Annotated in this window: 19 protein-coding genes and 1 pseudogene; 10 read left to right on the forward strand and 10 right to left on the reverse strand. The window is 46.4% G+C overall.

The genetic code is table 11. From position 1 onward, the window contains the following. Window positions 1-290 precede the first annotated feature (290 nt). Window positions 291-638: a fluoride efflux transporter CrcB gene (gene crcB / locus JUE95_RS12285; protein WP_203652117.1), complete on the reverse strand. Its 348-nt coding sequence runs from the start codon at window positions 636-638 to the stop codon at window positions 291-293. Further along, window positions 635-1,033: a fluoride efflux transporter FluC gene (locus JUE95_RS12290; protein ID WP_203652118.1), complete on the reverse strand. Its 399-nt coding sequence runs from the start codon at window positions 1,031-1,033 to the stop codon at window positions 635-637. The genes crcB and JUE95_RS12290 overlap by 4 nt, the downstream gene beginning before the upstream one ends. 313 nt (window positions 1,034-1,346) lie before the next feature. Between JUE95_RS12290 and JUE95_RS12295 the strand changes: the two genes are divergently transcribed. Further along, the gene (locus tag JUE95_RS12295; protein WP_203652119.1) at window positions 1,347-2,666 is read left to right on the forward strand and encodes an MFS transporter; all 1,320 of its coding nucleotides are present in this window, start codon (window positions 1,347-1,349) and stop codon (window positions 2,664-2,666) included. Between the two features lie 55 nt (window positions 2,667-2,721). On the opposite strand, the gene JUE95_RS12300 is transcribed toward JUE95_RS12295, so the two are convergent. Both JUE95_RS12300 and JUE95_RS12305 read right to left on the reverse strand, forming a co-directional pair. Further along, on the reverse strand, window positions 2,722-3,342 hold the full coding sequence (locus JUE95_RS12300; protein WP_203652121.1) for a DUF1648 domain-containing protein: 621 nt from the start codon (window positions 3,340-3,342) through the stop codon (window positions 2,722-2,724). Further along, complete coding sequence (locus JUE95_RS12305; protein WP_203652122.1) at window positions 3,332-3,613, reverse strand: autorepressor SdpR family transcription factor; 282 nt, start codon at window positions 3,611-3,613, stop codon at window positions 3,332-3,334. The genes JUE95_RS12300 and JUE95_RS12305 overlap by 11 nt, the downstream gene beginning before the upstream one ends. A gap of 590 nt (window positions 3,614-4,203) precedes the next feature. On the opposite strand from JUE95_RS12305, the gene JUE95_RS12310 reads away from it, so the two are divergent. From JUE95_RS12310 to JUE95_RS12320, 3 genes are all read left to right on the forward strand, one after another. After that, a complete protein-coding gene (locus JUE95_RS12310) occupies window positions 4,204-7,098 on the forward strand; it encodes a KxYKxGKxW signal peptide domain-containing protein (RefSeq protein ID WP_203652123.1) in 2,895 nt (964 codons plus the stop codon). A gap of 366 nt (window positions 7,099-7,464) precedes the next feature. Beyond that, window positions 7,465-9,852, forward strand: a complete 2,388-nt coding sequence (locus JUE95_RS12315) for a KxYKxGKxW signal peptide domain-containing protein (RefSeq protein ID WP_203652131.1) — start codon at window positions 7,465-7,467, stop codon at window positions 9,850-9,852. A gap of 331 nt (window positions 9,853-10,183) precedes the next feature. Beyond that, window positions 10,184-14,134, forward strand: coding sequence for a mucin-binding protein (locus tag JUE95_RS12320; protein WP_203652137.1), 3,951 nt, complete (start codon window positions 10,184-10,186; stop codon window positions 14,132-14,134). 195 nt (window positions 14,135-14,329) lie between these two features. Here JUE95_RS12320 and JUE95_RS12325 read toward each other — a convergent pair whose 3' ends face one another. From JUE95_RS12325 to rihB, 4 genes are all read right to left on the reverse strand, one after another. Continuing rightward, entirely contained in the window at window positions 14,330-14,785 is a 456-nt protein-coding gene (locus JUE95_RS12325) for a MarR family winged helix-turn-helix transcriptional regulator (RefSeq protein ID WP_203652139.1), read from the reverse strand. Window positions 14,786-14,816: 31 nt separating this feature from the next. Beyond that, on the reverse strand, window positions 14,817-15,788 hold the full coding sequence (locus JUE95_RS12330) for an amidohydrolase family protein (protein ID WP_203652141.1): 972 nt from the start codon (window positions 15,786-15,788) through the stop codon (window positions 14,817-14,819). A 189-nt stretch (window positions 15,789-15,977) separates the two neighbouring features. Continuing rightward, window positions 15,978-17,201: a NupC/NupG family nucleoside CNT transporter gene (locus JUE95_RS12335; RefSeq protein WP_203652143.1), complete on the reverse strand. Its 1,224-nt coding sequence runs from the start codon at window positions 17,199-17,201 to the stop codon at window positions 15,978-15,980. Between the two features lie 28 nt (window positions 17,202-17,229). Further along, on the reverse strand, window positions 17,230-18,162 hold the full coding sequence (gene rihB / locus JUE95_RS12340; RefSeq protein ID WP_203652145.1) for a ribosylpyrimidine nucleosidase: 933 nt from the start codon (window positions 18,160-18,162) through the stop codon (window positions 17,230-17,232). Between the two features lie 120 nt (window positions 18,163-18,282). On the opposite strand from rihB, the gene yeiL reads away from it, so the two are divergent. The 6 genes from yeiL to JUE95_RS12370 all read left to right on the forward strand — a co-directional run bounded on the left by yeiL (window position 18,283) and on the right by JUE95_RS12370 (window position 21,666). Further along, window positions 18,283-18,972, forward strand: coding sequence for a transcriptional regulator YeiL (gene yeiL, locus JUE95_RS12345; protein ID WP_203652147.1), 690 nt, complete (start codon window positions 18,283-18,285; stop codon window positions 18,970-18,972). Window positions 18,973-19,323: 351 nt separating this feature from the next. Next, complete coding sequence (locus JUE95_RS12350; protein WP_203652148.1) at window positions 19,324-19,992, forward strand: B3/B4 domain-containing protein; 669 nt, start codon at window positions 19,324-19,326, stop codon at window positions 19,990-19,992. 219 nt (window positions 19,993-20,211) lie between these two features. Then, complete coding sequence (locus tag JUE95_RS12795) at window positions 20,212-20,265, forward strand: hypothetical protein (RefSeq protein WP_232843716.1); 54 nt, start codon at window positions 20,212-20,214, stop codon at window positions 20,263-20,265. Window positions 20,266-20,600: 335 nt separating this feature from the next. Then, window positions 20,601-21,047, forward strand: a complete 447-nt coding sequence (locus tag JUE95_RS12360) for a MarR family winged helix-turn-helix transcriptional regulator (protein WP_203652152.1) — start codon at window positions 20,601-20,603, stop codon at window positions 21,045-21,047. Between the two features lie 156 nt (window positions 21,048-21,203). After that, complete coding sequence (locus tag JUE95_RS12365; RefSeq protein WP_203652153.1) at window positions 21,204-21,377, forward strand: hypothetical protein; 174 nt, start codon at window positions 21,204-21,206, stop codon at window positions 21,375-21,377. A 28-nt stretch (window positions 21,378-21,405) separates the two neighbouring features. Continuing rightward, a complete protein-coding gene (locus JUE95_RS12370; protein WP_203652155.1) occupies window positions 21,406-21,666 on the forward strand; it encodes a helix-turn-helix domain-containing protein in 261 nt (86 codons plus the stop codon). A gap of 56 nt (window positions 21,667-21,722) precedes the next feature. On the opposite strand, the gene JUE95_RS12375 is transcribed toward JUE95_RS12370, so the two are convergent. Continuing rightward, window positions 21,723-22,070 carry a carboxymuconolactone decarboxylase family protein gene (locus JUE95_RS12375; protein ID WP_203652157.1) on the reverse strand — a complete coding sequence of 116 codons (348 nt, stop codon included), beginning with the start codon at window positions 22,068-22,070 and terminating at the stop codon, window positions 21,723-21,725. Between the two features lie 604 nt (window positions 22,071-22,674). Continuing rightward, a pseudogene (locus tag JUE95_RS12380) lies at window positions 22,675-22,988 on the reverse strand (AP2 domain-containing protein); the annotation flags it as partial.

Consider the following 22,988-nt stretch of genomic DNA (forward strand, 5'->3'; position numbering starts at 1 on the left):
AATCCGTCCAAAGGAACGAAGAAGATCACTATTGGTGCAATGGATCGTTTGATATCCACCATTTTTCATCTGGTTCTCACCAACCAGAAATATGATTACGACATTGCCTGTTTAGCTCGTCATTAATCAAAGATAGAGTACCATTATCCAAAAAATCAGACAAGCCTAAGGCTTATTTAGTGTGCGCTATTTTCGATACATTATCAAAATAAATTCATCTCGTTGGTCGCTTCATACTTGACTTATGGTAGAAAAAGGCTTTAGCCGGCAATTGTCAGCTAAAGCAATTTTTAAATCATATGACCAACCAGAGCACCAGCAACCGCGGCTAAAATCCCCAGCACGGCTGTTCCTAGGTAATATAGCAATCCCCGTGCCCAGTGGCGGTCCCGCAACAGCACGAAGGTATCCGTCATGTAGGTAGAAAAGGTCGTGTAGCCACCGCAAAATCCCGTTAATAGGAGCAGTGACCACGCTTGCGGCAACACTAATGCGGCCAGCACGCCCGCTATAAAGGCGCCGGTAGCATTAATCACTAAGGTCGCCAACGGAAAAACCTGGCCCCATTGCTTACCTGCCATCGTGATCAAATAGCGTAGCACCGCGCCGCAACCGGCACCAAGTCCAATCAGCATCATGCTTGCCGCCTCCGTCCTAATGCCAGGGCAGCCGCGTAGCCGCTAGCAGCAGTCAGCAGTCCAAGCATCAGGTTCAGCATGAAAATTATGATCGCGTAAACCGGCCGATCCTGAACGTTCTGCAATAAGTTCAGCACCAGTGTGGAAAAGGTAGTGAACGCACCAATAAACCCGGTTCCCAGACCCACGATTAGCCAATTGGGTACATCCATGTAAATCACAACGCCATAGGTAATGAATGCCAAAAGAAAACTGCCGACCACGTTAACGGTAGTGGTCCCTAACAGAGAAGTGCCATCGTGCAGCAGCTGACCGATTTCATAGCGGACAATGCCGCCAAGGAAACCGCCGATAAAGACGGCTAATAAATCTGTGAATTTTAGTCTGTGTCCCACGCCATTCCCCTTTCAGTTCATTTCCAAGATTAAAGCCAATGCTGAAAATTATAGCAAACCGGCCAGCCTGGTACAAGGCACTGCAGCTTATGAGCTAAAAGCATCCACTCATAAACTAATAAAATAATTAACTTTTTAATCATTTTGCCATTTACTTTTAATTTTCACTCTGGTATAGTTTCACTATTCTTAAAAATCGAGGTTGACTAATTGCTTAAAACTAGCCATCCCCGATTTTTTGGAAAAAATATTAAGAAAGGACCATTAACATGTAATTTAGAACATAAAACTTAAGAAGCGGAGTGACATACATATGGAAAACACCACACAAGCGTTAACAGGCTCAACTCGCACCACCATCGAACGAGACCCGGTTAAGACCGTTATTTTGGCATCAATGATTGGTACGGCCATTGAATTTTTTGATTTCTACGCCTATGGAACCGCAGCTGCCACTTACTTTCCGAAAATTTTCTTTCCAGAGGTAACGCCAACCATTGCAATGATCCTCAGTCTTTTAACTTTCGGGGTCGCCTTCGTTGCCCGGCCATTAGGATCGCTGATTTTTGGCCACTTCGGCGATAAGTTAGGCCGGAAACGGTCATTAGTCGTTTCCCTCTTATTAATGGGGGTTTCCACCGTGCTCATCGGTTTTTTGCCCGGGTACGCCACACTCGGCATGGCTTCCATCGTTTTACTTTGCCTCTGCCGGTTTATCCAAGGGATCGGTCTTGGCGGTGAGTGGTCAGGCGCCGTTTTGGTCGCCACTGAAAACGCCCCTAAGAATAAACGGGCACTGTTCGGTGCCTTTCCAGAATTAGGCGCGCCAATCGGCTTTTTCTTATGCAACGGCCTCTACTACATCCTTGAAACAGCACTGACACCTGCTCAAATGGCCGCTTTTGGCTGGCGCGTTCCCTTCCTTGCTTCAGCGGTTCTGGTGGTAGTTGGGCTGTGGGTACGCCGGCGGATGCAGGAAACCCCGCTTTTCCGCATGGCTCAGGAAAAACAAACCGTTACCAAAGCCCCACTAGTTCAGGTATTCCGTAAGAACTGGCGTCAAGTTTTACAAGGCACTTTGACGATGTCAGTTTCTTACACCTTCTTCTTTTTGCTATCCACTTGGTCATTAAGCTATGCTACCACCGCGCTAGGCTTCTCTAACAAGGAATGGTTACTGCTCTTGATGGGTTCCATCATCGTGTTTGGCGGCATGATCCTCTATTCTTCAATTATGGCTGATAAATACGGTCGCCGCAAAGTGCTAATGATTGGTACTGGTTTGATTGTCGCGTTCGCCGTTGCCTTTCCGTTCTTCTTGAATGGTCAGCATAACTTGTTTGGCAGCCTGTTCTTCTTGGTTGCCGGCTTCCTGGCAATGGGTGTGGTTTACGGTCCGGTGGCAGCTCTGCTCCCCGAACTTTTCCCAACCAGCACCCGCTACTCTGGTGCCGGGATCGCCTATAACGCGTCCGCTATCTTAGGCGCTGCCTTCGCGCCAACCATCGCTTCTTGGCTGGTTGGGCAATGGGGCATCCATGCAGTCGGTGTTTATCTGGCATTGATGGCACTGGTTTCGTTCTTAGCGTTAGCGACTACCAAGGAAACAAAAGAAATGGATTATACGAAATAACACTAAATAGCCACGAAACACCTGTTAGGGATGTTTCGTGGCATTTTTCAATTCACTACTTAGCGGACTTGCGGTAACTAATCAGCATCAAACTCAGCAAACTAATAATGAAGAGAACTAACACAATCACCGTCACTATTGACGGGAAGAACAGGCTCAGCAGCGTCAAAACGCCAAACAGAACCAGACAGTAGCCGGTTGACCGTAAGTCGCTTTGCGAATTGGGCTTACCCGGATGAAAACCGCTGTTGCCCGCGCTTTCGGGCGGAACTGTCGGCAGATAATTGCCAATGAAAATCAAAATGGCGGCTACCATGATCACCGTCCACAGACGAATATCAACGGCTTCGCCTAATCCATACCGGATCGTGATGGTGTAGGCCACGATGGTAATGACGGGACAAATCCAGGCAATGACTCGCTCCATCCGTGGTGCCGGCCGTCCCTTAGCATCCGCGTGATAAGTCGCGCCAACTGCCACCAAATGAATCAGCAGCATCAAAATAGGTAATCCAAAAACTACCAAAGGTTTCGCCATCCATCCATTGGGCTGGTTATTGAATCCCCAATGCGTCACCATTCGGGCTGGCAGCTGATCGTAAACACTCACCCCGTATATAATTGGTGCCAGAATCACCAAACTCGTCACCAGTAAAGACTTCCATTTACTTTTCATCGTTGTGGCCCCCTTTACCTAAGCTGTAGATCCACGTCAGCACGTCTTCAAAAACACTGGCGTTCAAATCGTAGTAGATATAGTTCTTCTCTTTTCGTTCCGTAATCAACCCCGCCTGTTTAAGCAACTTTAAATGGTAGGAAACCGTTGCCTGCTTCAAATCAAAGTGAGCCGCAATCTCACCCGCGGCATACGGTTTCGTCTTCAGCAATTCCAAAATCTGCCGGCGCACCGGATCTGAAATTGCTTTTAGTGTGTCGCTCATCGCCATGCACATCAGTCCAATCTATTTCGACTATTTCTAAATAGATTATATCATGGTTTCACACAAAAGTGTCAAACTATTTAGAACATTTTCTAAATAGTAACATCCACAAAAAGTAAGTGGCTGTGATCCCTAGGGGTCACAGCCACTTACTGCTTGATAAATTACTATCAACAATAATATACCACTAATTTGAAAAGGTACCAATAATTTAAGTTAAAAGTACTTTGAAAATATCTGTCATCATTCGATAATCTGCCCTCTGAAAATCAGGTCGAGGCTTCATTGGAATTCAATTAAAAAACAAATTTACCCTATCTTTTGAAATCCCTTAACAGTTGTAACGTTTAACTTAAATCAGTTTAAAATACACTCTTTAAAGCCGTTCATTCTAAGGAAAGCTCGAATAATTTTGAGGTGTATAACTGGGGATTTGGGCAAATTAAAATTAGCTGTGAGCTTTTCATAATTAATTAACGTATAACAGGAAAGTTGTGGGAATTTAGCTATCAAACTTATGTTATTATATCTACAGAGATAACAATATCATTCCTTACTTATACTCGGCAGATTTAAAGGGAGAGGATCGTTTTATTATGGGAAAAAATAATCTAAAATCACCATTTATTGAAAGCAAACACGTTGTGAGGCTTTATAAGAAAGGTAAAAGCTGGGTATCGTTAGGACTAACCTTTGCCACACTGGCTGGCCTTTCGTTGGCCGCTGGTACCACCGCAAACGCGGCCGAAGCCACAACCAGTAACACTGCTACTGCCGTTAGCGAACAGGCACCAGCTGCAAAATCAAATTCAGCGGCATTGCCTGCGCAAACTAATCAGCAATCATCTGGCAATGCCAGCCAAGAAAAGGCGCCAGCAACCGATTCATCGGCGAACACTGAAGCCAGCACTAGCACTCAGCAAAGCGCGGTTAAAACACCAGAAGTTAAAAGTGCGGTAGACGCTACTGCGGCCCCGACTGACGATCCCGCAACAGCCGGCTTAATTGTCACGACTCAAGACGGTAAGGGCAATTATTCTACTGATAAAAGTTATACCGATGGCAACCATCAAATTGACGTCACTGGCCAAAGTGTCAAAGACCACTTTACTTCGGGTGGCAGTAACCGAAAGACAAGCACTCCTACAACACCAAAAGTTAACAGTGACGGAGATACTTACCAACTGACTGATCCATCTGATCCAAATTACACTGAAAGCGGCATTGTTGCAGCTAATGAAGCCATTGACTTTACAAGCGATTTTAGTTTGAAAGCTACTGTAAACATTAATTGGGATCCAAGTATGATTAATCACCAAACTAATCCATTCGGAAAGTTGGGCGGAGATGGGATGGCTATCAATTTCCAGCCAGTTTCCACTGATGATGCCCTTACGAAGGGTGGCCCTGGCCGTCAGTTAGGCTTGGTTCCGAACGCTGATCCAACAAATGGCACTATCAGTTACAATATTTCTACCAATCCAAATGGACTTTCACCAAGGCACGCGCCGCATAATGATACTTGGATCATTTATCAGTCCAACGCCAACGCTGAACGGGATATCAATGATCCGTACCCTGATTCAGATGTGACATCCATTTACTCCGGTATTGTAGATACACATGAGAAATTACCCGCTACTAATTCAACTGGCGGTATGACCTATACTTTTGAGACTAACTATAGTGTCGCCAATCATCAACTAGTTACCAATATTATCGACAGTACCGGTCAAACTGTTAAAACTTATACAACAACCATTAAAGTGCCGGATCAGACGGATGAAGCCAGTCAAAACTTTGTTCTGGGGGTTACTAGCTCTACCGCCGATTCAAAAGCCAAATATTCGGTTACCATCAACGACTTTAAATATACCCCGGCTAATGCCAAACTAAACATTACAAATAACCTCAACTCACCTCTTGCTACGCAATCTGGTATCGTCGGCAGGCCAGGCCAAGTGCTTGCTTTCTACGATGGCACTACCGCACCGACTAATGCTGATAAAGCTTACAAAGCCCCAGTAATTCAGGGCTATCATTTAGAAAACACCCAATATATCACCTTAGCGGCTACTGGTACTAATACCGTTAAATTAATGTATGTACCTGATAAACAATCTCTCAATGTTCAATTTGTTGATCAGAATGGCAAACAATTGGGCAACATCGTTTCAGTTGGCGGAGAATCGGACGGAAGCGTCGATTTAAAAACTGCATTTGACGCTCAACAGAGCTTAATTAACGCTGGTTATACCTTGAAAGAAGGCAACAATAACGGTTTAGCAAATGTACCAAAGACCTTCAATCAATACGGAAAAGTACCTACTTATAAGGTAGTGCTGAGTAAGATCAACAACGTGCCAGCTGACCTCACGATGATTCCAGTCGGTCCAGATGGAAAAACACCAATTTCAAACACCCATTCAACAACTGTTACAAAAGTTCCAGGGACTTCGGTCAACGTTCCAACTATTCCTGGCTATACACCAACCGTTACAACAGTAAAGGTGCCAACTCCAGTACTCAAACTTACCAATGATGGCAAAGTGCCTACTCCTGACAAACGCGGAGCAACCGTTAACGTTACTTACACGCCAAATGACCAAACCATCATCGTCAACTTTATCGATGGAAGTGGCAAGTCTTTAGGGACAACATCGCTCACGGGTAAAACCGATGGCCCTGTAGACTATAGTGATGCATTTGCCAAAGAACAAAGCATCATCAATAACTACTACACCCCTAAGGATGGCTTGTTCAATGGTCTAGCCGGCGCTCCAGCTACCTTTAGTGCTCATCCGCAAGTTATTAACGTTCAGCTGACCAAGATCAACAACGTTAAAGTGACTGCCACCCTCGTACCGGTTGATGGCAACGGTAATCCGATTCCAAACACAACACCGACCACCGTTCAAAACTACCCTGGCACATTAGTTCCAGTACCCGAAATTCCAGGTTATACCCCACTGGAAAATACTGTAGCTGTCCCAGGCGGACGCGGCGATAATAAAGTTCCGGTTGTCTATAAGCAAAATCCAGTGACGAATGACACTACTGGTGAACCAGCTGTCGCCACAGCAACGCCAACACCAACAACACCAACGGCAGAAACGCCGCAACCAGCTGAGACTACACCAGCACCAACAACCCAGGCCCAGCCAAGTGAAGGCACGGCAACAACGCAACCAACTGTTCAACCAGCAAATGGCCAAGCCACCGGTGAAACGACAGTAGCACCTCAACAGCTTGGTACGGCAGAAGCCCCAGCAAAGACAGGTAAAACACAGGCGACAACGGCTGGTACCGCAAGCCAAACGACGGTTACCCAAAAAGCAGCCAGTCAGCAACCTGCTCAAAAAGCCAGTGCTCAGTTACCGCAAGCTGACGAACATTCTGATCAGGCAACGGCAACCAGCTTCCTAGGATTAATGATGCTCAGCTTACTGGGCGGATTAGGTCTCAGAAAAAAGCGTTCAGATAATCAGTAAAATAAGTTAAAGCAACTATGGCTTGATTCTCATCTACGTGGGAACCAAGCCATTTTTGTGTCTAATTCTGATCCTAAATATTAGAATGATTCCTGCTAAATTTGTAGTATCAGTAAACGTACTTATCTATATTCTACTTCACTTTTCGATTATTAATTTAGCTTAATTATATAAATGCCAGTGCTTTGAACCATATTATTGAACAGTCACGTTCTATTTGTCAGCCTATGCTTGACTAATCCAGTATAATCAGTCATCTTAGGGCTTGTGAAAACGATTACTTATGTTACTATATTCTTGGAGGAATAATCTAACCAATCGGCTTCCAGTTTGGTTTTGTTTAAAAAAGGAGAGGATGATTTTACGATGTCAAGGAATAATCTGAATTCACCATTCGCTGAAAAGAAGTATCAGGTTCGGCTCTATAAGCAAGGTAAACACTGGGTAGCAATGGGCGTTACCCTGGCGACACTTGCCGGGATCTCATTTACGGTCGGTGATACTGCTAGCGCGGCAGAAACTAATACCAGTGATGCCACTACCCCTACGGTTAATGAGAATACGTCGCCAACAGATTCGAATACCGCGACACTGCGAACAACAGCCGATAGCAGTACACCGGCACCTACCCCCGCGAAACCAACTGGCACTGCTATTAGCAATAACCAAAGCGACACCCCTACAACTGATCCGGCAGCCACACCGGATGTTCAAGCCCAAATCGTTACAAATACTGATACGAATGGAACCGCATCTACTGATCCAGATCATACTGGCGATAACACGCCAGCTAGCAATGTGGCTGGCAATCAGGTCAAGGATAATTTTTCGACTGGCGGTAGTAGAAGATCAGGACTTGATGGGCCAACGGTTGGGACGGATCAAAATCACCGAGTCGATGGGATAAACATCCCTACAATAGATGATAGTGGAACTGCAATTTTGGCTTATCCTAATTATGACGGCCCTAATGCTAAAGAGGTTCCCGATGAATATAAAAATTACGTGGAAGATGGTGCCATTGTGGCAAATGACGCCGTCAACTTCAAGACCAATTTCCACTTAAACGCCACCGTCAACGTTCAATGGGATCCCTCAATGCATGACTGGCTCGGCGGTGATGGCATGGCCGTTGCCTTCCAGCCAGTTGACACGGAAACGGCTTTACTGAAGGGTATTCAAGGCAGCGGAATGGGCCTGGTTGCTAATCAGCCTGGTACCATCAGCTACATTATTTCAACGAACGCTTTGGGCAATTCGCCAAAAGATAAGCCTAAAACGCCTAACTGGGTAATTTACCAGTCTGGATCCGATACTACCCAAACAGTCGGTGATGTTTTTGACACTGGAATGACTAAGCCTCAGGGCGGAACAACTGGTGAAATCAACTACACTTTTGATGTCACTTACGATGCTAATTCAAAAGAACTGACGACTAACATTCTTAAGGACACGCAGCTGGTCCACACCTTCACCCAAACCCTTACGACTGACCAAATTGGTCATAACTACGTGTTAGGTATCACGGGTTCCACTGCGGATTCACAGGCGCTTTACACCGCAACGATCAATAACTACACGTACGTTCCAGCTAACGCCCAATTAACAATCAAAAGTAACGCTGGCTTCGAGCAAACTGGCATCGTTGGCACGCCGGGTCAAGTAATCGCCTTTTACAATGCTGGTACTCCAGCGCCAACGACCGATCTCGACGGCAATGCGATTTCTGTTGCTTATGCCGTTCCTACGGTACCAGGCTCCAGCTTACTCGCGCCCGTGTTTAAAACTTTAACTGCCGGCGGTGTCAACGTCGTCACCTTAAATTACAAAGTGGACGATCAAAAAATCAACGTTCAGTTTGTTGATAACAACGGTAACAGTTTAGGTGAGGTTCAATTAACTGGACCATCCGATGGCAATGTTGACTATCAACCTGTCTTTACCCAGCAGCAGGCGTTACTGAGTCAGGGTTACACGCTGGTTGGCCCGAATAAATTTAATGATATGGGTAACAGCAACGGTCTGGCCAATGCTCCGAAGACCTTTGATCAGGATACCAGTACCACCCCAACCTATGTGGTGGTATTAAGTAAAGTCAACAACGTTAAAGTAACGGCAACCATCATCCCTGTTGGCGATGATGGTCAGCCGATTCCTAACACCACCCCTACCACGGTTCATGATTTTCCTGGCACGGATGAACCGGTTCCCGTGATTCCTGGTTATACCACAACCACTCAGAAAGTCACGATTCCCGCAGCTCGGGATGGTGTCATCACGGTTATCTACACCCGCGACAGCAGTACGGGTACTGGGGTTGATAATCCACCGACTGGACCAACCACGCCTACTGGTCCTACTGATACACCCCCTACCCCAAACGATAATCCAGCTGAGCCGACCGGTACAACCGCTGATACACCGCAGCAAACCGTGACTACACCTCAAATCACTACTGAATCCGACCAAGAGTCCGCGTCTGGTTCTGGTACAAGCTCGTCAGCGAGTCATGGCACCGTGGCGACTGGATCACAATCTCCAACAAGCGGTTCAGCTACAATCACCACGCAACCAAACACTGCTGCATCACCTCAAATCTCAAACGGCAACCAATCAGGCACTAGTCAGAATAATCAGTTACCGCAAACTAACGAACAGGCAGAACAGGTAAAACCTGCTTCTATTTTGGGCATGATCATGCTAAGTTTGCTGAGCCTGTTTGGAATCAGTAAGAAACGTTCCGACGTTAAATAATTAAATTGTTTGAATAATCATGGCTTGATTCCCGATTTTTCTGGGAACCAAGCCATTTTTATATTTTAAATATAAGACGTTCTCACTAAAATGTTTGAAATACAACCATTATCATGATTATGTTCCGGAAAATCGCCTAAAACTTAAACACCTTATAATTATAAAAATCAGCTGAAAACACTAATGTATAAGCCTACAAATGAGAACTTATTTTTTATAAGCATTTTCAATGCCTTTAAATATGCTTTATGATATTATAATTCCTGGAGGGTAAATATTATCAATTTGTTATTGCAACGAGGGATTAAGCAAAAGGAGTGGGCTATTTACTATGTCTAAAAATAATCTGAGATCACCATTTATTGAAAATAAGCATCACGTTAAGCTTTATAAAAGAGGTAAAACCTGGGTAGCTATGGGTATCACCATGGCTATCCTTGCTGGCATTTCATTTGCAACCAGCACGACCGCCAGCGCGGCGGACGGTACGACGACTGATCCAGCCTCCAGCATGAGTCAAACTAACTCAACGGAACAAACAGTAACCAGTACAGATTCTCAAAACGATACCACGGCTTCGGCACCGGCTAACACGGGTAACGAATCGACAGATACCCCGGATACGGATCAGGGTGCGGCTGCACAGGCACAGCCAAAATCTACTGCTGCAGCTGATAGCACTACCCCATCGACTACTCAAGCAGCAGAAGCACCTACACAAGCTGTTGGACCGACCGTTAGCACAGTCGACAAATCTGGCTCAGCTTCAACCGATCCTGCCAATACGGGCAGCAGTAATGACACACCAACCGTCGTTACCGGCGAGGACGTTGCTAAGAACTTCGTTGCTGGCGGCAGTAACGGCACAACCACACCAAAAATCAACGGCGACACGGTGGATTTAACTAACCCGACTGATTCGACTTACGTTAAAAACGGTGTGGTCGTTGCCAAAGACGCGGTCGATTTTACCAGTGACTTCAACCTAGATGCCACAGTCAACGTTAAGTGGGACAGCACCATGGGCGGCTGGCTCGGCGGTGACGGGATGGCCGTTGCCTTTCAACCAGTATCAATTGATGACGCCATGACTAAGGGTGGCTATGGCAGTGGCATGGGTCTGGTCAGAAACACTGATGGTACGATCAGCTACATTATTTCCACTGATGCTATTAAACAATCACCTGCTACAAACGACGGCCAGCCATTTGATCAAGTAAAGAACTGGGTTATTTATCAGTCCGGCTCTAATAGTAACCAAGCTACTGGCGGTGTATATGATACCGGTGTAGCGCTGCCTCAGGGAGCGTCCACTGGCAGTTTAAGTTATTCCTTTGACGTGACCTATAAAGCGGATACCAAACAACTGTCAACCAACATTGTGGATAGCAATAACCAGGTCGTTAAGACTTATACTCAGACCATTGCTGATGACCAAATTGGTAAAAACTATCTGCTTGGTGTCACTGCGGCAACTGCCTTTTCAAAAGCCGCTTACAGCGTCACAATCAACAAGTACAGTTACGTACCAGCTGACGCCAAACTCAATATCACCAGCAACATGCCTAACGTTGCCCAGTCAAATATCAACGGGACTCCTGGTCAAGTAATTGCCTTCTATCAAGAAGGGACAGCTAAACCGACCGCTGACAGCAAGGGAAATGCTGTATCAGTTGCTTATACCGTTCCAAAAGTAGACGGCTATAGCCTTTCACCGCAGTTCGTGACGTTGACCGCCGGTGGTGAAAATACCGTTGCGATTAACTACGCCGGCAATCAAATCTCTAACGCCACCGTGACGATTCCTACCAATAAGGGTGAGCAAACCGTAAGTAACGTTTCCGGCAGAGTCGGCGACACCGTTCACATCTCAGTCCCTAGCCTTCAGGGTTACACCGCAGATAAGACGATGGTAGACGCTACGGTCAACGCCGATGGCACCATTACGGTCGTTACACCGAAGGCAGAAACTGGTGATGCGGGGTACGTTACCTACACTGCTGACACACAAACTGTAATCATGCACATTGGCGATAATACTTGGACGACCACCGGTGCATCAGACACCCCTATCAACTACGATCAGCAGGCAATTTTAGCACTGGTACCAAAGGGCTATACAATCAACGCTAATACGCCTAAGGATGTATTCGAAACTATTTTAAAGCAGTCGCATGTGCCAACAACATTTGATAATGACACAACTAAGGATCAAATTTTTACACTGAATCTGCAACCTGCAGAAGACTTTAACCACGCCACAACCACTCGGACGATTCACTTCGTCGACGGCACTGGCAAGACGGTATCACCGGACGTTGTCCAAACCGTGAACTGGGTTGAGGCCGTAAATGCAGCCACCGGCGAGCCAATTGGCTTTTATTCACCAATTGATTGGTATACCAGCCTCACTGCCCCGACCGTTGACGGGTACACACCTGATACCAGCAGCATTACAGAAAATCATCCGATAAGCACTGATAACCCTGAAAATGCCAAGGACGTTACCGTCACCTACACAGCCGATACGCAAACCATGGTGGTGCACGTTGGTGATAAAACCTGGACGACTACTGGTCCGTCAGATAGCGCCATTAACTACGATCAACAGGCCATTTTAGCCCTCTTCCCAGCAGGGTACACAATGGGCAGTCAGACTACCAAAGAAGCGTTTGATGCTATCTTGCAGCGGCTTGAAGCACCAACAGCCTTTGATCATGACACAGCGAATAACCAATCGATCACGCTGCCATTTTCAAAAGCAGAAGACTTCAGCCACACCACCACCACGCGGACGATTCACTTCGTTGACAGCAATGGTAAAACATTATCGCCAGACGTTGTTCAAACCGTGAACTGGGTTAGAGCGGGCGAGGCAACACCCGGATCAGAACCTGGTGTTTATTCACCAATTGATTGGTATACCAGCGTTAATGCGCCAACGATTGCCGGATATACGCCTGACATGACAAGCATTGCGGAAGAACATCCAATGATCACCGAAAATCCAGAAAACGCCAAGGACATTACGGTAACCTACACCGGTGAAACCCAAAAGATGATTGTGACAGTTGGCGACAAGACTTGGATCACTACCGGCGAATCAGGCAGTGACATTACCTATGACACAAAAGCCATCTTAGATTTGATTCCAGATGGCTACAGCATCACCGCCAGCACTTCTAGCACTACATTAGCAGACTGGCTGGCAAAAGCACCAAAGCAATTCGATACCGATACTGCTAAGGACCAAAACTTAACCTTACCGATTTCGCCTGCCGAGAGTTTCAACCACACCACCACGACGCGGACAATCCACTTTGTTGACGGTAATGGCAATACTATTGCCCCAGACGTTGTTCAAACTGTGAACTGGGTTCAGCCGGTAAACGCTGCTACTGGTAAACCGACCGATGTCTACACACCGATGGATTGGTATACCGCAGTGACGGCGCCAACCGTTACCGGCTATACCCCTAACAAAGCCAGCGTGGCCGCTGACCATCCAATGATTACCGACGCGCCAACAAACGCCAAGGACATTACCATTGTATACACCGGCAACCAAATCACTGCTGACGTGACGATTCCAAGTAACCAGGGTCCTCAAACGGCGACCAACGTCACTGGTCAAGTTGGCGAAACAGTCTCCGTTCCCGTTCCACCGATCAACGGCTATACCGCTGATAAATCAACGGTGACTGCCACGGTCAACCCGGACGGCACGATTACCGTCAACGCGCCAAAGGATAAGCCTGGCGATGCCGGTTACGTAACCTATACCGCTAATAGCAACGGTGGCAGCACGGGTCAGCCTGGCGGCGATAACGGCAATCCTGGCAACACGGATAACACACCGCAAACTGGCAACGAAACTTCACCAACTGATGAAACGACACAGCCAGGTACTGTGCCAAATCAGACAACCCCAACCACCGATAACGGTACAGCCACAACGCAAGACGGGACTGCAACTAAACCGGCTAACCAAGGTGTCAGTGAGTCTACTGGTCACAGTACGGGAACTGCTAACATGAGTACTGCCGCAGCGGGTCAAGCAACGCCCGCAACTAACCAGCAATCAGCCACTCAGCTGTCACATTCAGTGGCAGCAACTGGTGAAACCGCTACTGGTCAGCAAAAGAATCAATCCGCTGCTGGTCAATTACCGCAAACTAATGAACAATCCGATCAAGCAAAAACAGCCGGGGTACTTGGCTTGATGATGCTGAGTCTATTGAGTCTGTTCGGTCTTAAAAGAAAAGAAACCGACGGCAAATAATCAATCGACTGGAGATCAAGCCAAGATAGACATAGCGAAATTCGCTATTGCCCAACCCTCCAAAACTAAAGACTTCTTTGTCGCCTCTGGTTGATAAAGAATTTGAGAGAAGATCAATTCATTGATGAATTGGTCTTTTTTCGTCTGAACCAAAAAAAGTGCTGATGATTGCTCATCAGCACCAAATATGACACATTACTTAAGGCCGCCGTCTTCGTCAAGCCGTGCAATTTGCTTCAAAACGGCAATCAAGTCCGCCTGACTCACCCGGCCGTCAGTCACGTTCAAGCACTGCCCTAACGCCTTTTCTTGACTATCCAGCGCCGTCTTAATCTTGGGATAAAGCACTTCACCCTCAGCCGTTAGTTTCAGTTCAAAACGCCGGCCATCGTTTGGCGACTGCCGCTTATCCACCAACCCCATCTTGGCTAGTTTGGCGATTTCACGGTTAACGTTGCTTTGATGGCGACTGTCCGAACGCACTAGCTGGTCTTGCGTAATTCCCGGATTATCGTGCAGCTTCAAAATGAAGAAGAATTGCGCGTTGTTCACACCAAGGGGCTTTAAACGCTTCTCCAATACCCGAATGGCAATGCTGGAAGCAGCGTGCAACTGTTTACTGATCGTATCGTTATTTTTATCGGTAATCATGCTATCACTTCCTAGGCAGTATAAAATTCAATTACAAGTTAAACAGTTTTTCGGCAGTGCCGTGTGCAATTGCCTCTCGCTGTTCTTCGGTGACATCCGCCTGTTCAAGGAATTCCCGCGTGGCTGAACCCGCCTGCACGTATGGGAAATCCTCCGACCACATGACGTGATCAGCACCCATTTCAGTGAGCACTAACTGCATTTGCGGTGCGGTATACATCCCTGATGGTGACAGGTAAACCTGACGCCGGTAGTAATCCGAGAACTTCAATGGCAGATCGGTAATCATTGGGCTGAAGCCATCAATCCGTTCTACGAACATGGGGATAAATTCGCCCCAGTGGCCGGTAGCTAATTTCAAATTAGGGTACTTTTCCAGCAGACCAGCCGTAATGATCCGCATGACCTGAATACCAGCTTCCATGTGCCAGCCCCACATCGCGCCGGCCATCATGTTTGCGGCTAAAGCTGAGTAGGCTTTACTATCGTAGAGCATCGCCTTTTGGTCGTTTGAAATAACGCCGGGATGCAGGTAAAGCGTGGTACCAAGCTTGTCAGCTGCCGCGAAAATGGCTTCAAACTTGGGGTCATCGAGGAACTGACCGTTGATACTGCCACTGATGATAGCGCCCTTCAGACCTAACTGAGTCACAGCGTATTCCAGCTCTTCGGCGGCCTTGTCGGGAACGTTAGCGGGTAAAGTTGCCAGTCCGGCGAACCGATCGGGATACTTGCTGATGTTTTCAGCCAACGTTTCGTTTTGGGCACGGGCGCCAGCAACGGCGTACTGATCAGGCAGCACTTGCGCTGAGTTACCGGCATCGGAAATGACTTGCATATCAATGCCGTTCTCATCCATGTAAGCAACTTTCTGACTGAAATCGACTAGCTTAGGCCTTAACTTGTCTTGCCACGGATTATTATTTTTAACTTCTGAGTATTTCTTGAACTGACTAATGTTAGCGTCAGTGTCATAATGTTCTTCAACCGTAATTAATTTCAATATATATCCTCCTGTACCGACTCACCTATTCGTAAGTCAAAACGAGTATAGCACAAATATATGCACGCGCATAGTTTTTAAAACAGGCTGCGTCAAAAAACCATCCAGCTCAACTGAATGGTTTTTTGACGCAGCTCGTTTAGACTGTTTCATAATAATCACTGACGCATTGCAAGATACGGTTTTCGATTACCACACGAACAGGCCGACAAAGCCAGCTGATAATAGTGATACGAGAATGCCTGAAAGTAACATGTAACCAACATTTTTAGCAACTAAATCGTTCTTTTCCTTGTCCACTAATCCCTTGAAGGCACCGATGATCATACCGGTGGTCCCAAAGTTAGCAAAGGAAGTCAAGAAGACGGTCAGCACGGCACGTAAATGAGGCGTGTAGCCGTTAATCACATTCCCAGCGACTTTACCCATGACAACGAATTCGTTAGTCACTAACTTCAAGCCCATGTCTTGGGATAAGATCCAAGCATCGTGAACTGGGAAACCGAGCAGCCAAGCAAATGGGAACATGATAACACCCACGATATGCTCTAAGGAAAGCGGCGCCCAGATCAAGCCTAAAATCTTATCTGCCAAAGCCGCTAGCGCGACGAAGGCAATGACATTAGCCGTAATGATCAAAATCAAGCGGCCGGCACCAAGGATTGAATCACCAAGGTAAGAGAAGAACGGTTCCTTTTTACCCTCGTCTTCGGAACCAACGGTAGCAATAATATCCTCTTCTGGCGCGACCTTCACTGGATTCAGTAAGTTAGTCACAATAATCGCGTTGATAACGTTGATTGGCACGGCGGTCAATACGAACTGACCGGGAACCATTTGCGTGTAGGCCCCAAGGATCGAAGCAGTCACGCAGCTCATGGACATCATGGCTAACGTGACGTTCCGGGTGGCACGCATCTGACGTAATTGACGACCCGAAATGGCCAGGACTTCGGTGTTACCCAAGAACATCATTTCAATGGCGAAAAATGATTCGAATCTTGGTTGACCAGTGACGTAGGATAAGCCACGGCCGACCCATTTGATGATCCAAGGCAAAACGCCAAAGTAGGTTAAAATATCAAACACTGGAACGATCATCAATACGGGCAGCAAGGCACTGGTAACAAAGTTCATCGACTTTGCTGAACCGCCAAAGGCTGGGGTGACCCAGTTTGGCAGCGCGAAGACGATTCCTTGGTAGGAAACCTCCACCAGCCAGTTGAACCCATCCGCCGCTGCTTTAACGGCGTCTCGACCAGCCGCGAAACTAGTGAAGAACCAGGATAAAGCTAAGTTTATCAGTAACATAATGGCAATTGAACGCCAGCGAATATCGCTTTTCTTCTTTGAAAATAGGAAGCCAATCACTAAGAAAACAATCAGCCCTACCAGGTTAATCAGGACATACATCTTAATGTACCCCTCTCTTTAACTAACGTTATTTGTAAGTTTTGATGCATTCAGCAACTAAGTCGAAGAACCCTTTACGGTCGATCCCCTTACCTACCTTGGCGTTTGGTGTTTGCTTCAGAACGTTTAATTCATCGCAAACTGTCCGGCCGTAACATGGTCCACGGTTAATATCAACGTTGACGTACATGTCTTGCATTTCAAACAGTGATGGATCAATTAAGTAACCAACAGTGGTAGCGTCATGGATTGGACCAGCTTCAAGGCCAAATTCTTCAAATTGGGTCTTCAAGGTAAAGCGCATCAAATCACCGAATAACTTACCGGCTTTGTTGCCAATGGCTTCCATCCGTTCGATCACGTCAGGGGTACAAATGGTTTGGTTCGTTAAGTCTAAGCCCATCATGACGATTGGACGACCTGATTTGAAGACCACGTGAGCAGCTTCCGGATCAGCGAAGATGTTAAATTCAGCTGAAGGCGTGAAGTTACCAGTACCGTATGCGCCGCCCATTAAGACGATTTCTTTGATCTTAGGGATGATCAGTGGTTCCATCCGCATAGCAGTTGCGATGTTAGTCAATGGACCAGTAGGAACCAAGGTAATATCGCCGTCGCTAGCTAATAAGGTATCGATGATGAATTGAACACCGTTTTCCTTTTCAGCAGTCCGCTTTAATTCTTCGAAAGTTGGACCATCTAAACCGGTCTTACCGTGGACATTACCGGCAACGACTTGTTCGCGGACAAGCGGCTGCGGCATCCCTGGGTAAAGTTTAACGTCCATATCCAATAATTGAGCGACGTTCAAACCGTTATGAACGGTCTTCTTCAAAGTTTGGTTACCGGCAACAATTGTAATACCTAATAAATCGATATCTGGATGTGCGTACGCCATCATCATGGTAATGGCGTCATCGTGACCTGGATCACAGTCGAGAATAATCTTTCTTGCAGTCATGGTAAAATTCCTCCTAGAGTTTAAATGTAAGGGTCTTGATGTAAGCCCTTACTTACGGATTGAATTATAGCCTGTGAATTGATACACTAAGTATGAGAAATCTCACACTAGGAGAAAATAATGGAAAAAATTGATGACGATGACTTGAAACAGCAATTCATGACCCAGTGTCATTACGAGTCCCTATTCGGCTCTGACCTGGCGCGGCACGCGGAATTACTGCACTTCAAGGCTCAGGAATACATCGTGGAAAATGGCATCCAGCCAGAATATTTATTTTATTTAGTCAAGGGGAAAGCCAAGCTTTACGATTCGCTGGCGAATGGCAAGGACACCCTCATCGACTTCTTCACCCCGCCCTGTTTTATCGGGGAAATGGAACTGCTGGACGCCCAAAACGAGCCCTTCGGCGTCCAAGTGATCGATGACTGTTACTGCCTGGCATTGCCCATGAAAAAATACCGCGACCAGCTATTAGCTGACCCCACTTTTTTACAACACGTCTGCATCTACCTGTCGCATAAAAACGCCCGTAATATCAAAACAGCCTCCAGAAATCAGGGCTTCACCCTGTCGCAGCGGCTGGCAGCCTTCGTTTTGCTCACCGCCCACGATGGTTACTACAACGAAAAACACACCCAGGTCGCCGAGTACCTGGGTGTGTCATACCGCCATTTACTGTTCGTCATTGCCGACTTTGTGAAAGCTGGCTATCTGCAAAAGGACCGGCGGGGTTACCGGATCGCGGATCAAAAGGCGCTGCAGCGGTTAGCTTGGGAAGTTAATTCTTCGGATAATGAGCTTAATTGAGTTCTCTACGAAAAATGGTTGTTAAATGCAAGTAATCGTGTTATAACTATCAGTAATTTCATAATCAAAGTAACACGAAGAAGAGTAACCAGTGCTGTTAGGTAAAGCGAATCCGGCTGATGAAAAAGGACACTAGCCAACTGGTGAAGATGAGCTCTGTAAAAACGTTGGGCTGTTCACGCAGACCAAACGGTAGGAACCGTTAGCTTCCCTGATATCAAGTTTTCTTGGTACCGATGAGGCACGCTCTGTGAAGGACGTGTGAAATTGGGTGGCACCACGGCGCATTCGTCCCTTGTTAACGGGAACGAATGCTTTTTTGTGTTTTCAATCATTTAAGGAGTGATCAGTATGCAATTCATCATTGATCCAAAAGTCATCGATTTAGGTGTCACCATCCGCGGCGTGGAGCTTACCGGCGTTAATAATCAGCAGTATCCAGAAGCCTTGACGCAATACATCCAAACAGAAGTCCAGCAGTCATTAATGGGGTTGGACCGCGACCAGATCAAAACCGATCCCATCATTCAGGGCTTCTGGGATTTGCACAAGGCGGTTCACCTGCCGAAGCGTAATAATACGCCGGCACCGGCCACCTTACTCAAACTGATTTTGAAACGCGGCACCCTCTTCTCTATTAACCCTATCGTGGACCTCTACAATTTAATCTCGATTCAAAGCCACTTAGCGCTGGGCGCGCACGATATTGACCAGATCGACGGTAATGTTAATCTGCGGCTCACGACTGGCACGGAACGGTTCGTGCCAATCGGTGCCGACAATCAACCGGAACCGGTAAAACCCAACGAATACGGCTACATCGACGATAGCAACGAGATCATTTGCCACTTGGAGACCCGCCAAGTGGAAAAGACAAAGGTAACCCCTGCTACAAGTCACGTCTTCTACATCGTTCAGGGCAATCAAAACACCACGCAAGAATACGTAGACGAAACTGCTCAGCGGGTGATTGATTTAACAACGCAGTATCTGGGGGGCGAGGGGCTTTTTTTGAATTAAAGACATAATCAAACCAGACTCAGTCAATGCGCTGTATATCACATTTTATATAATTTATCGCAATTAATTTAGACAAATAAAAAACAGCATATCTTATGATATACTGTTAGAGCAAAGGGTTTCATGGGTGGTGGCGTCAATACGAAAGTAGATGATGCCTATGATTTACAAAATCTACGAAAGATTCAGACTGTGTCAGTTTTTGACGCATTATCGTTAATGATTGCTTTTGCAACCTTGACGATACTGATCGACCGGAGAAACCGTAAATAAGAAGCCACCCCTGTTAACTTTAGCCGGTTGACGGGTGACTTCTTATAGTTGTCTGTCACAAGCTACCGCCTTTGAAGCGGTTTGCAAGGGGATTGGTGCTTGAACGCCAGTCCTCTTTTTATACTCATATTATAGCACAAAGGCGCCCAAATCAGCGAGAGTTTGCCTATTTCATATTCATATCACAAGTCCCTGCCTGGCTCAATCAAATTTTAGACAAATGAACCAATATGTAACGCTTTTCCCCTAAACCACATTATCCCCAAGTTACCTGTTATAATAACGGTGAAGTTAGTTGACCCCCTATGCCATTCAAAACTTTGAAGGTGAACGTTATGACTCACAAAGATTCCGGTGCCGACCTCGCTCAGCAGGTCGCTCTTCTGAACATGGTGATTACCAACCAAGTGACCGAAAAGCTGGCACCCTATGAAGTTAACGCGTCGAATTACTTCTATGTGATGAAAGTTGCCGAAAACCCGGGAATCTGTAAAAGCGACTTCAACAACTTGGTCCATTTAAATCATAGTACGATCACTCGCGCCATCAATCAGCTCACTAAAAAAGAATTGATCAGACAGTCCCTCGACCCGAAGGATAAACGGGCCACGAAACTCTATTTAACTGAAAAAGGCATGCGGCTCAACCGCGGGATCGAACAGTACATGAAGCAGCTTAACGCTGAATTAATGACCCGCCTCGCGCCGAATAGTGATACGGTTTTCAATCATATCGTGAAATTACGCCAATCCATTGAAGCAGATCACCCCGAACAGCTGTAACAAAACGGGTTAAAACAACCCTTTAAGATTCAAGTGAATAGTAGTACAAATTAGGTGCAAATGCACTTAGTTTGTGCTACTATTTTGATGGTTGAAATACTTTTTTTATTGGCATTAACCCAACGTTTACCAAGAATCGACATAGAGGAAGAGATTATGACAAATAAACGGATTCGCAAAAAGCAACTGAAAAAAGCCATCGAAACCGCTCGTGAAGGATCACCGCAATCAGTTAGTGAAGCCCTCTCAGGTTATGTAGACAAAGAAACGTTTGATTCCAAGGATGATTTGACAACGTACTATAACTCATTGACGACAGAATCGAAATAACGGAAAATTAGAATTTGGAGGAATGAAAATGTTAAGACGAGTTGAACTTCCTCATTATTATCACGAAACAGCTGCCGTGGATTCCCTTCATGACGTGCTGCCCTTCTACCAGATCAGCGCGGAAAAGATCGCGCAGCAGCTAGGCATCAGCACCCCGCAGATTTTGAAACTGTTAGCGCACAAAAACTGCTTGACGACTAAAGACGCCCAGCAGATTGAAAACATGTGCGGCATGTCGGCTGATTTATTATTGAAAATTGACGCGGATTATCAGAGGAATTATTCATAGATCTAAAAAATGCTTCCCAGTGATCAAAACAATCACTAGGAAGCATTTTTGTAACGCTATTTATTAGCTAAAAACGTCTTAGCTGCCGCCAAAGCTTTGCCACCGTATATCACACCGGGGCCGCCGCTCATCATCATGGCAACCTTGACCGTTTCATTGATTTCATCCTCAGTTGCGCCGGCTTTCACCGCGTTGTACACGTGGTCGGTAATGCAGCCATCGCAGCGAATGGAAATGGCCACTGCCACCGCCATCAGTTCTTTGGTCTTGGCATCAAGCACGCCATCAGCCACGGCATCCGCGTGCAACTGCCGAAAGCCAGCACCAGCGTCACCGGTTGCACCGAAAACCTGCTTGTAAGAAGTGTTTAGATCCTTCATGCTTTGATTATAATCTTCACTCATGAGTACACACCCTTCCTTTGTTATGAACACTGCCATTTTAACATGCAAAGTGCTTCACAACTAAGAATGCGGCTCCACGAATGTGCAAAAAGAGCCTTAGCAGTAACCAACTGCTAAGGCTCTTGGTGTCTAGAATGTCAATCCTCATAATTGCGCCACTTGTGGTTTCGATTATATCGATTTGGTTTTCGGACTGGTTGGGACGAAAACACCACAAGTAAAGTATTAGGCAACAGCCCAATCCACCCGCTTTCATAGCGTAAAAAAAGCCTTAGCAGTCACAACCTGCTAAGGCTTTTGGTGATAATATGTTTGATCTTTTGTATTTTCATTATACCATGTCCGCCACTTATAGCAAACCTAAAGCTTAACCTTAAACAAAAAAGCCTTAGCAGGCGCAACTGCTAAGGCTCTTGGTGTTAAAATGCTTCAATTCTTCTTCCAAATTATACCATGTCCGGCACCCATAGCAAACCTTTAAATTTCCTATATAACTCTTCATAAAAAAAGATCCCAGCAATCACTTCTGCTGGAATCCCAATAGTGAAACTCTCGTCTATCTCAGGTATTGTATACAGCAAACTTTTCGCTGCTCCTCCGAAACTTAGTGTTCCTGTTTTACCGCGTGCTTAAAATACTTCTCCTCAGCCTCTTTCCGCAACCTCACCGCTTCGCCAAAGTCTGGTGTCACGTGGTTCAGCACGTACTTGCCGTGGAACATCAGCCGGGCGACAAACCGCTGGGAGGTGGTATCAAATGACACGCCGATGACCCCCGTCCGGTTGCGCTTGCCCTTATACAGGCTGGAATAGCTGATGCCGTCCTCGTTGTGCAGCGGGTTGCCCTGACTGGCGACAAATGCCTTGTTGCACCGGGCCGCCTTACTGGAGACTTCCCGCCGCAAGCAGCCGCAGGACT

The organism is Secundilactobacillus yichangensis (assembly GCF_016861565.1).
Lineage (GTDB): Bacteria > Bacillota > Bacilli > Lactobacillales > Lactobacillaceae > Secundilactobacillus > Secundilactobacillus yichangensis.

Excerpts from the sequence above, each read along its gene's own strand:
- JUE95_RS12350 (WP_203652148.1), top strand. The coding sequence starts at position 19,324 with ATGCAATTCATCATTGATCCAAAAGTCATCGATTTAGGTGTCACCATC.
- JUE95_RS12305 (WP_203652122.1), bottom strand. The coding sequence starts at position 3,613 with ATGGCGATGAGCGACACACTAAAAGCAATTTCAGATCCGGTGCGCCGG.
- JUE95_RS12315 (WP_203652131.1), top strand. The coding sequence starts at position 7,465 with ATGTCAAGGAATAATCTGAATTCACCATTCGCTGAAAAGAAGTATCAG.
- JUE95_RS12310 (WP_203652123.1), top strand. The coding sequence starts at position 4,204 with ATGGGAAAAAATAATCTAAAATCACCATTTATTGAAAGCAAACACGTT.
- yeiL (WP_203652147.1), top strand. The coding sequence starts at position 18,283 with ATGGAAAAAATTGATGACGATGACTTGAAACAGCAATTCATGACCCAG.
- JUE95_RS12365 (WP_203652153.1), top strand. The coding sequence starts at position 21,204 with ATGACAAATAAACGGATTCGCAAAAAGCAACTGAAAAAAGCCATCGAA.
- JUE95_RS12375 (WP_203652157.1), bottom strand. The coding sequence starts at position 22,070 with ATGAGTGAAGATTATAATCAAAGCATGAAGGATCTAAACACTTCTTAC.
- rihB (WP_203652145.1), bottom strand. The coding sequence starts at position 18,162 with ATGACTGCAAGAAAGATTATTCTCGACTGTGATCCAGGTCACGATGAC.
- crcB (WP_203652117.1), bottom strand. The coding sequence starts at position 638 with ATGATGCTGATTGGACTTGGTGCCGGTTGCGGCGCGGTGCTACGCTAT.
- JUE95_RS12320 (WP_203652137.1), top strand. The coding sequence starts at position 10,184 with ATGTCTAAAAATAATCTGAGATCACCATTTATTGAAAATAAGCATCAC.
- JUE95_RS12295 (WP_203652119.1), top strand. The coding sequence starts at position 1,347 with ATGGAAAACACCACACAAGCGTTAACAGGCTCAACTCGCACCACCATC.
- JUE95_RS12300 (WP_203652121.1), bottom strand. The coding sequence starts at position 3,342 with ATGAAAAGTAAATGGAAGTCTTTACTGGTGACGAGTTTGGTGATTCTG.
- JUE95_RS12360 (WP_203652152.1), top strand. The coding sequence starts at position 20,601 with ATGACTCACAAAGATTCCGGTGCCGACCTCGCTCAGCAGGTCGCTCTT.
- JUE95_RS12325 (WP_203652139.1), bottom strand. The coding sequence starts at position 14,785 with ATGATTACCGATAAAAATAACGATACGATCAGTAAACAGTTGCACGCT.
- JUE95_RS12370 (WP_203652155.1), top strand. The coding sequence starts at position 21,406 with ATGTTAAGACGAGTTGAACTTCCTCATTATTATCACGAAACAGCTGCC.
- JUE95_RS12335 (WP_203652143.1), bottom strand. The coding sequence starts at position 17,201 with ATGTATGTCCTGATTAACCTGGTAGGGCTGATTGTTTTCTTAGTGATT.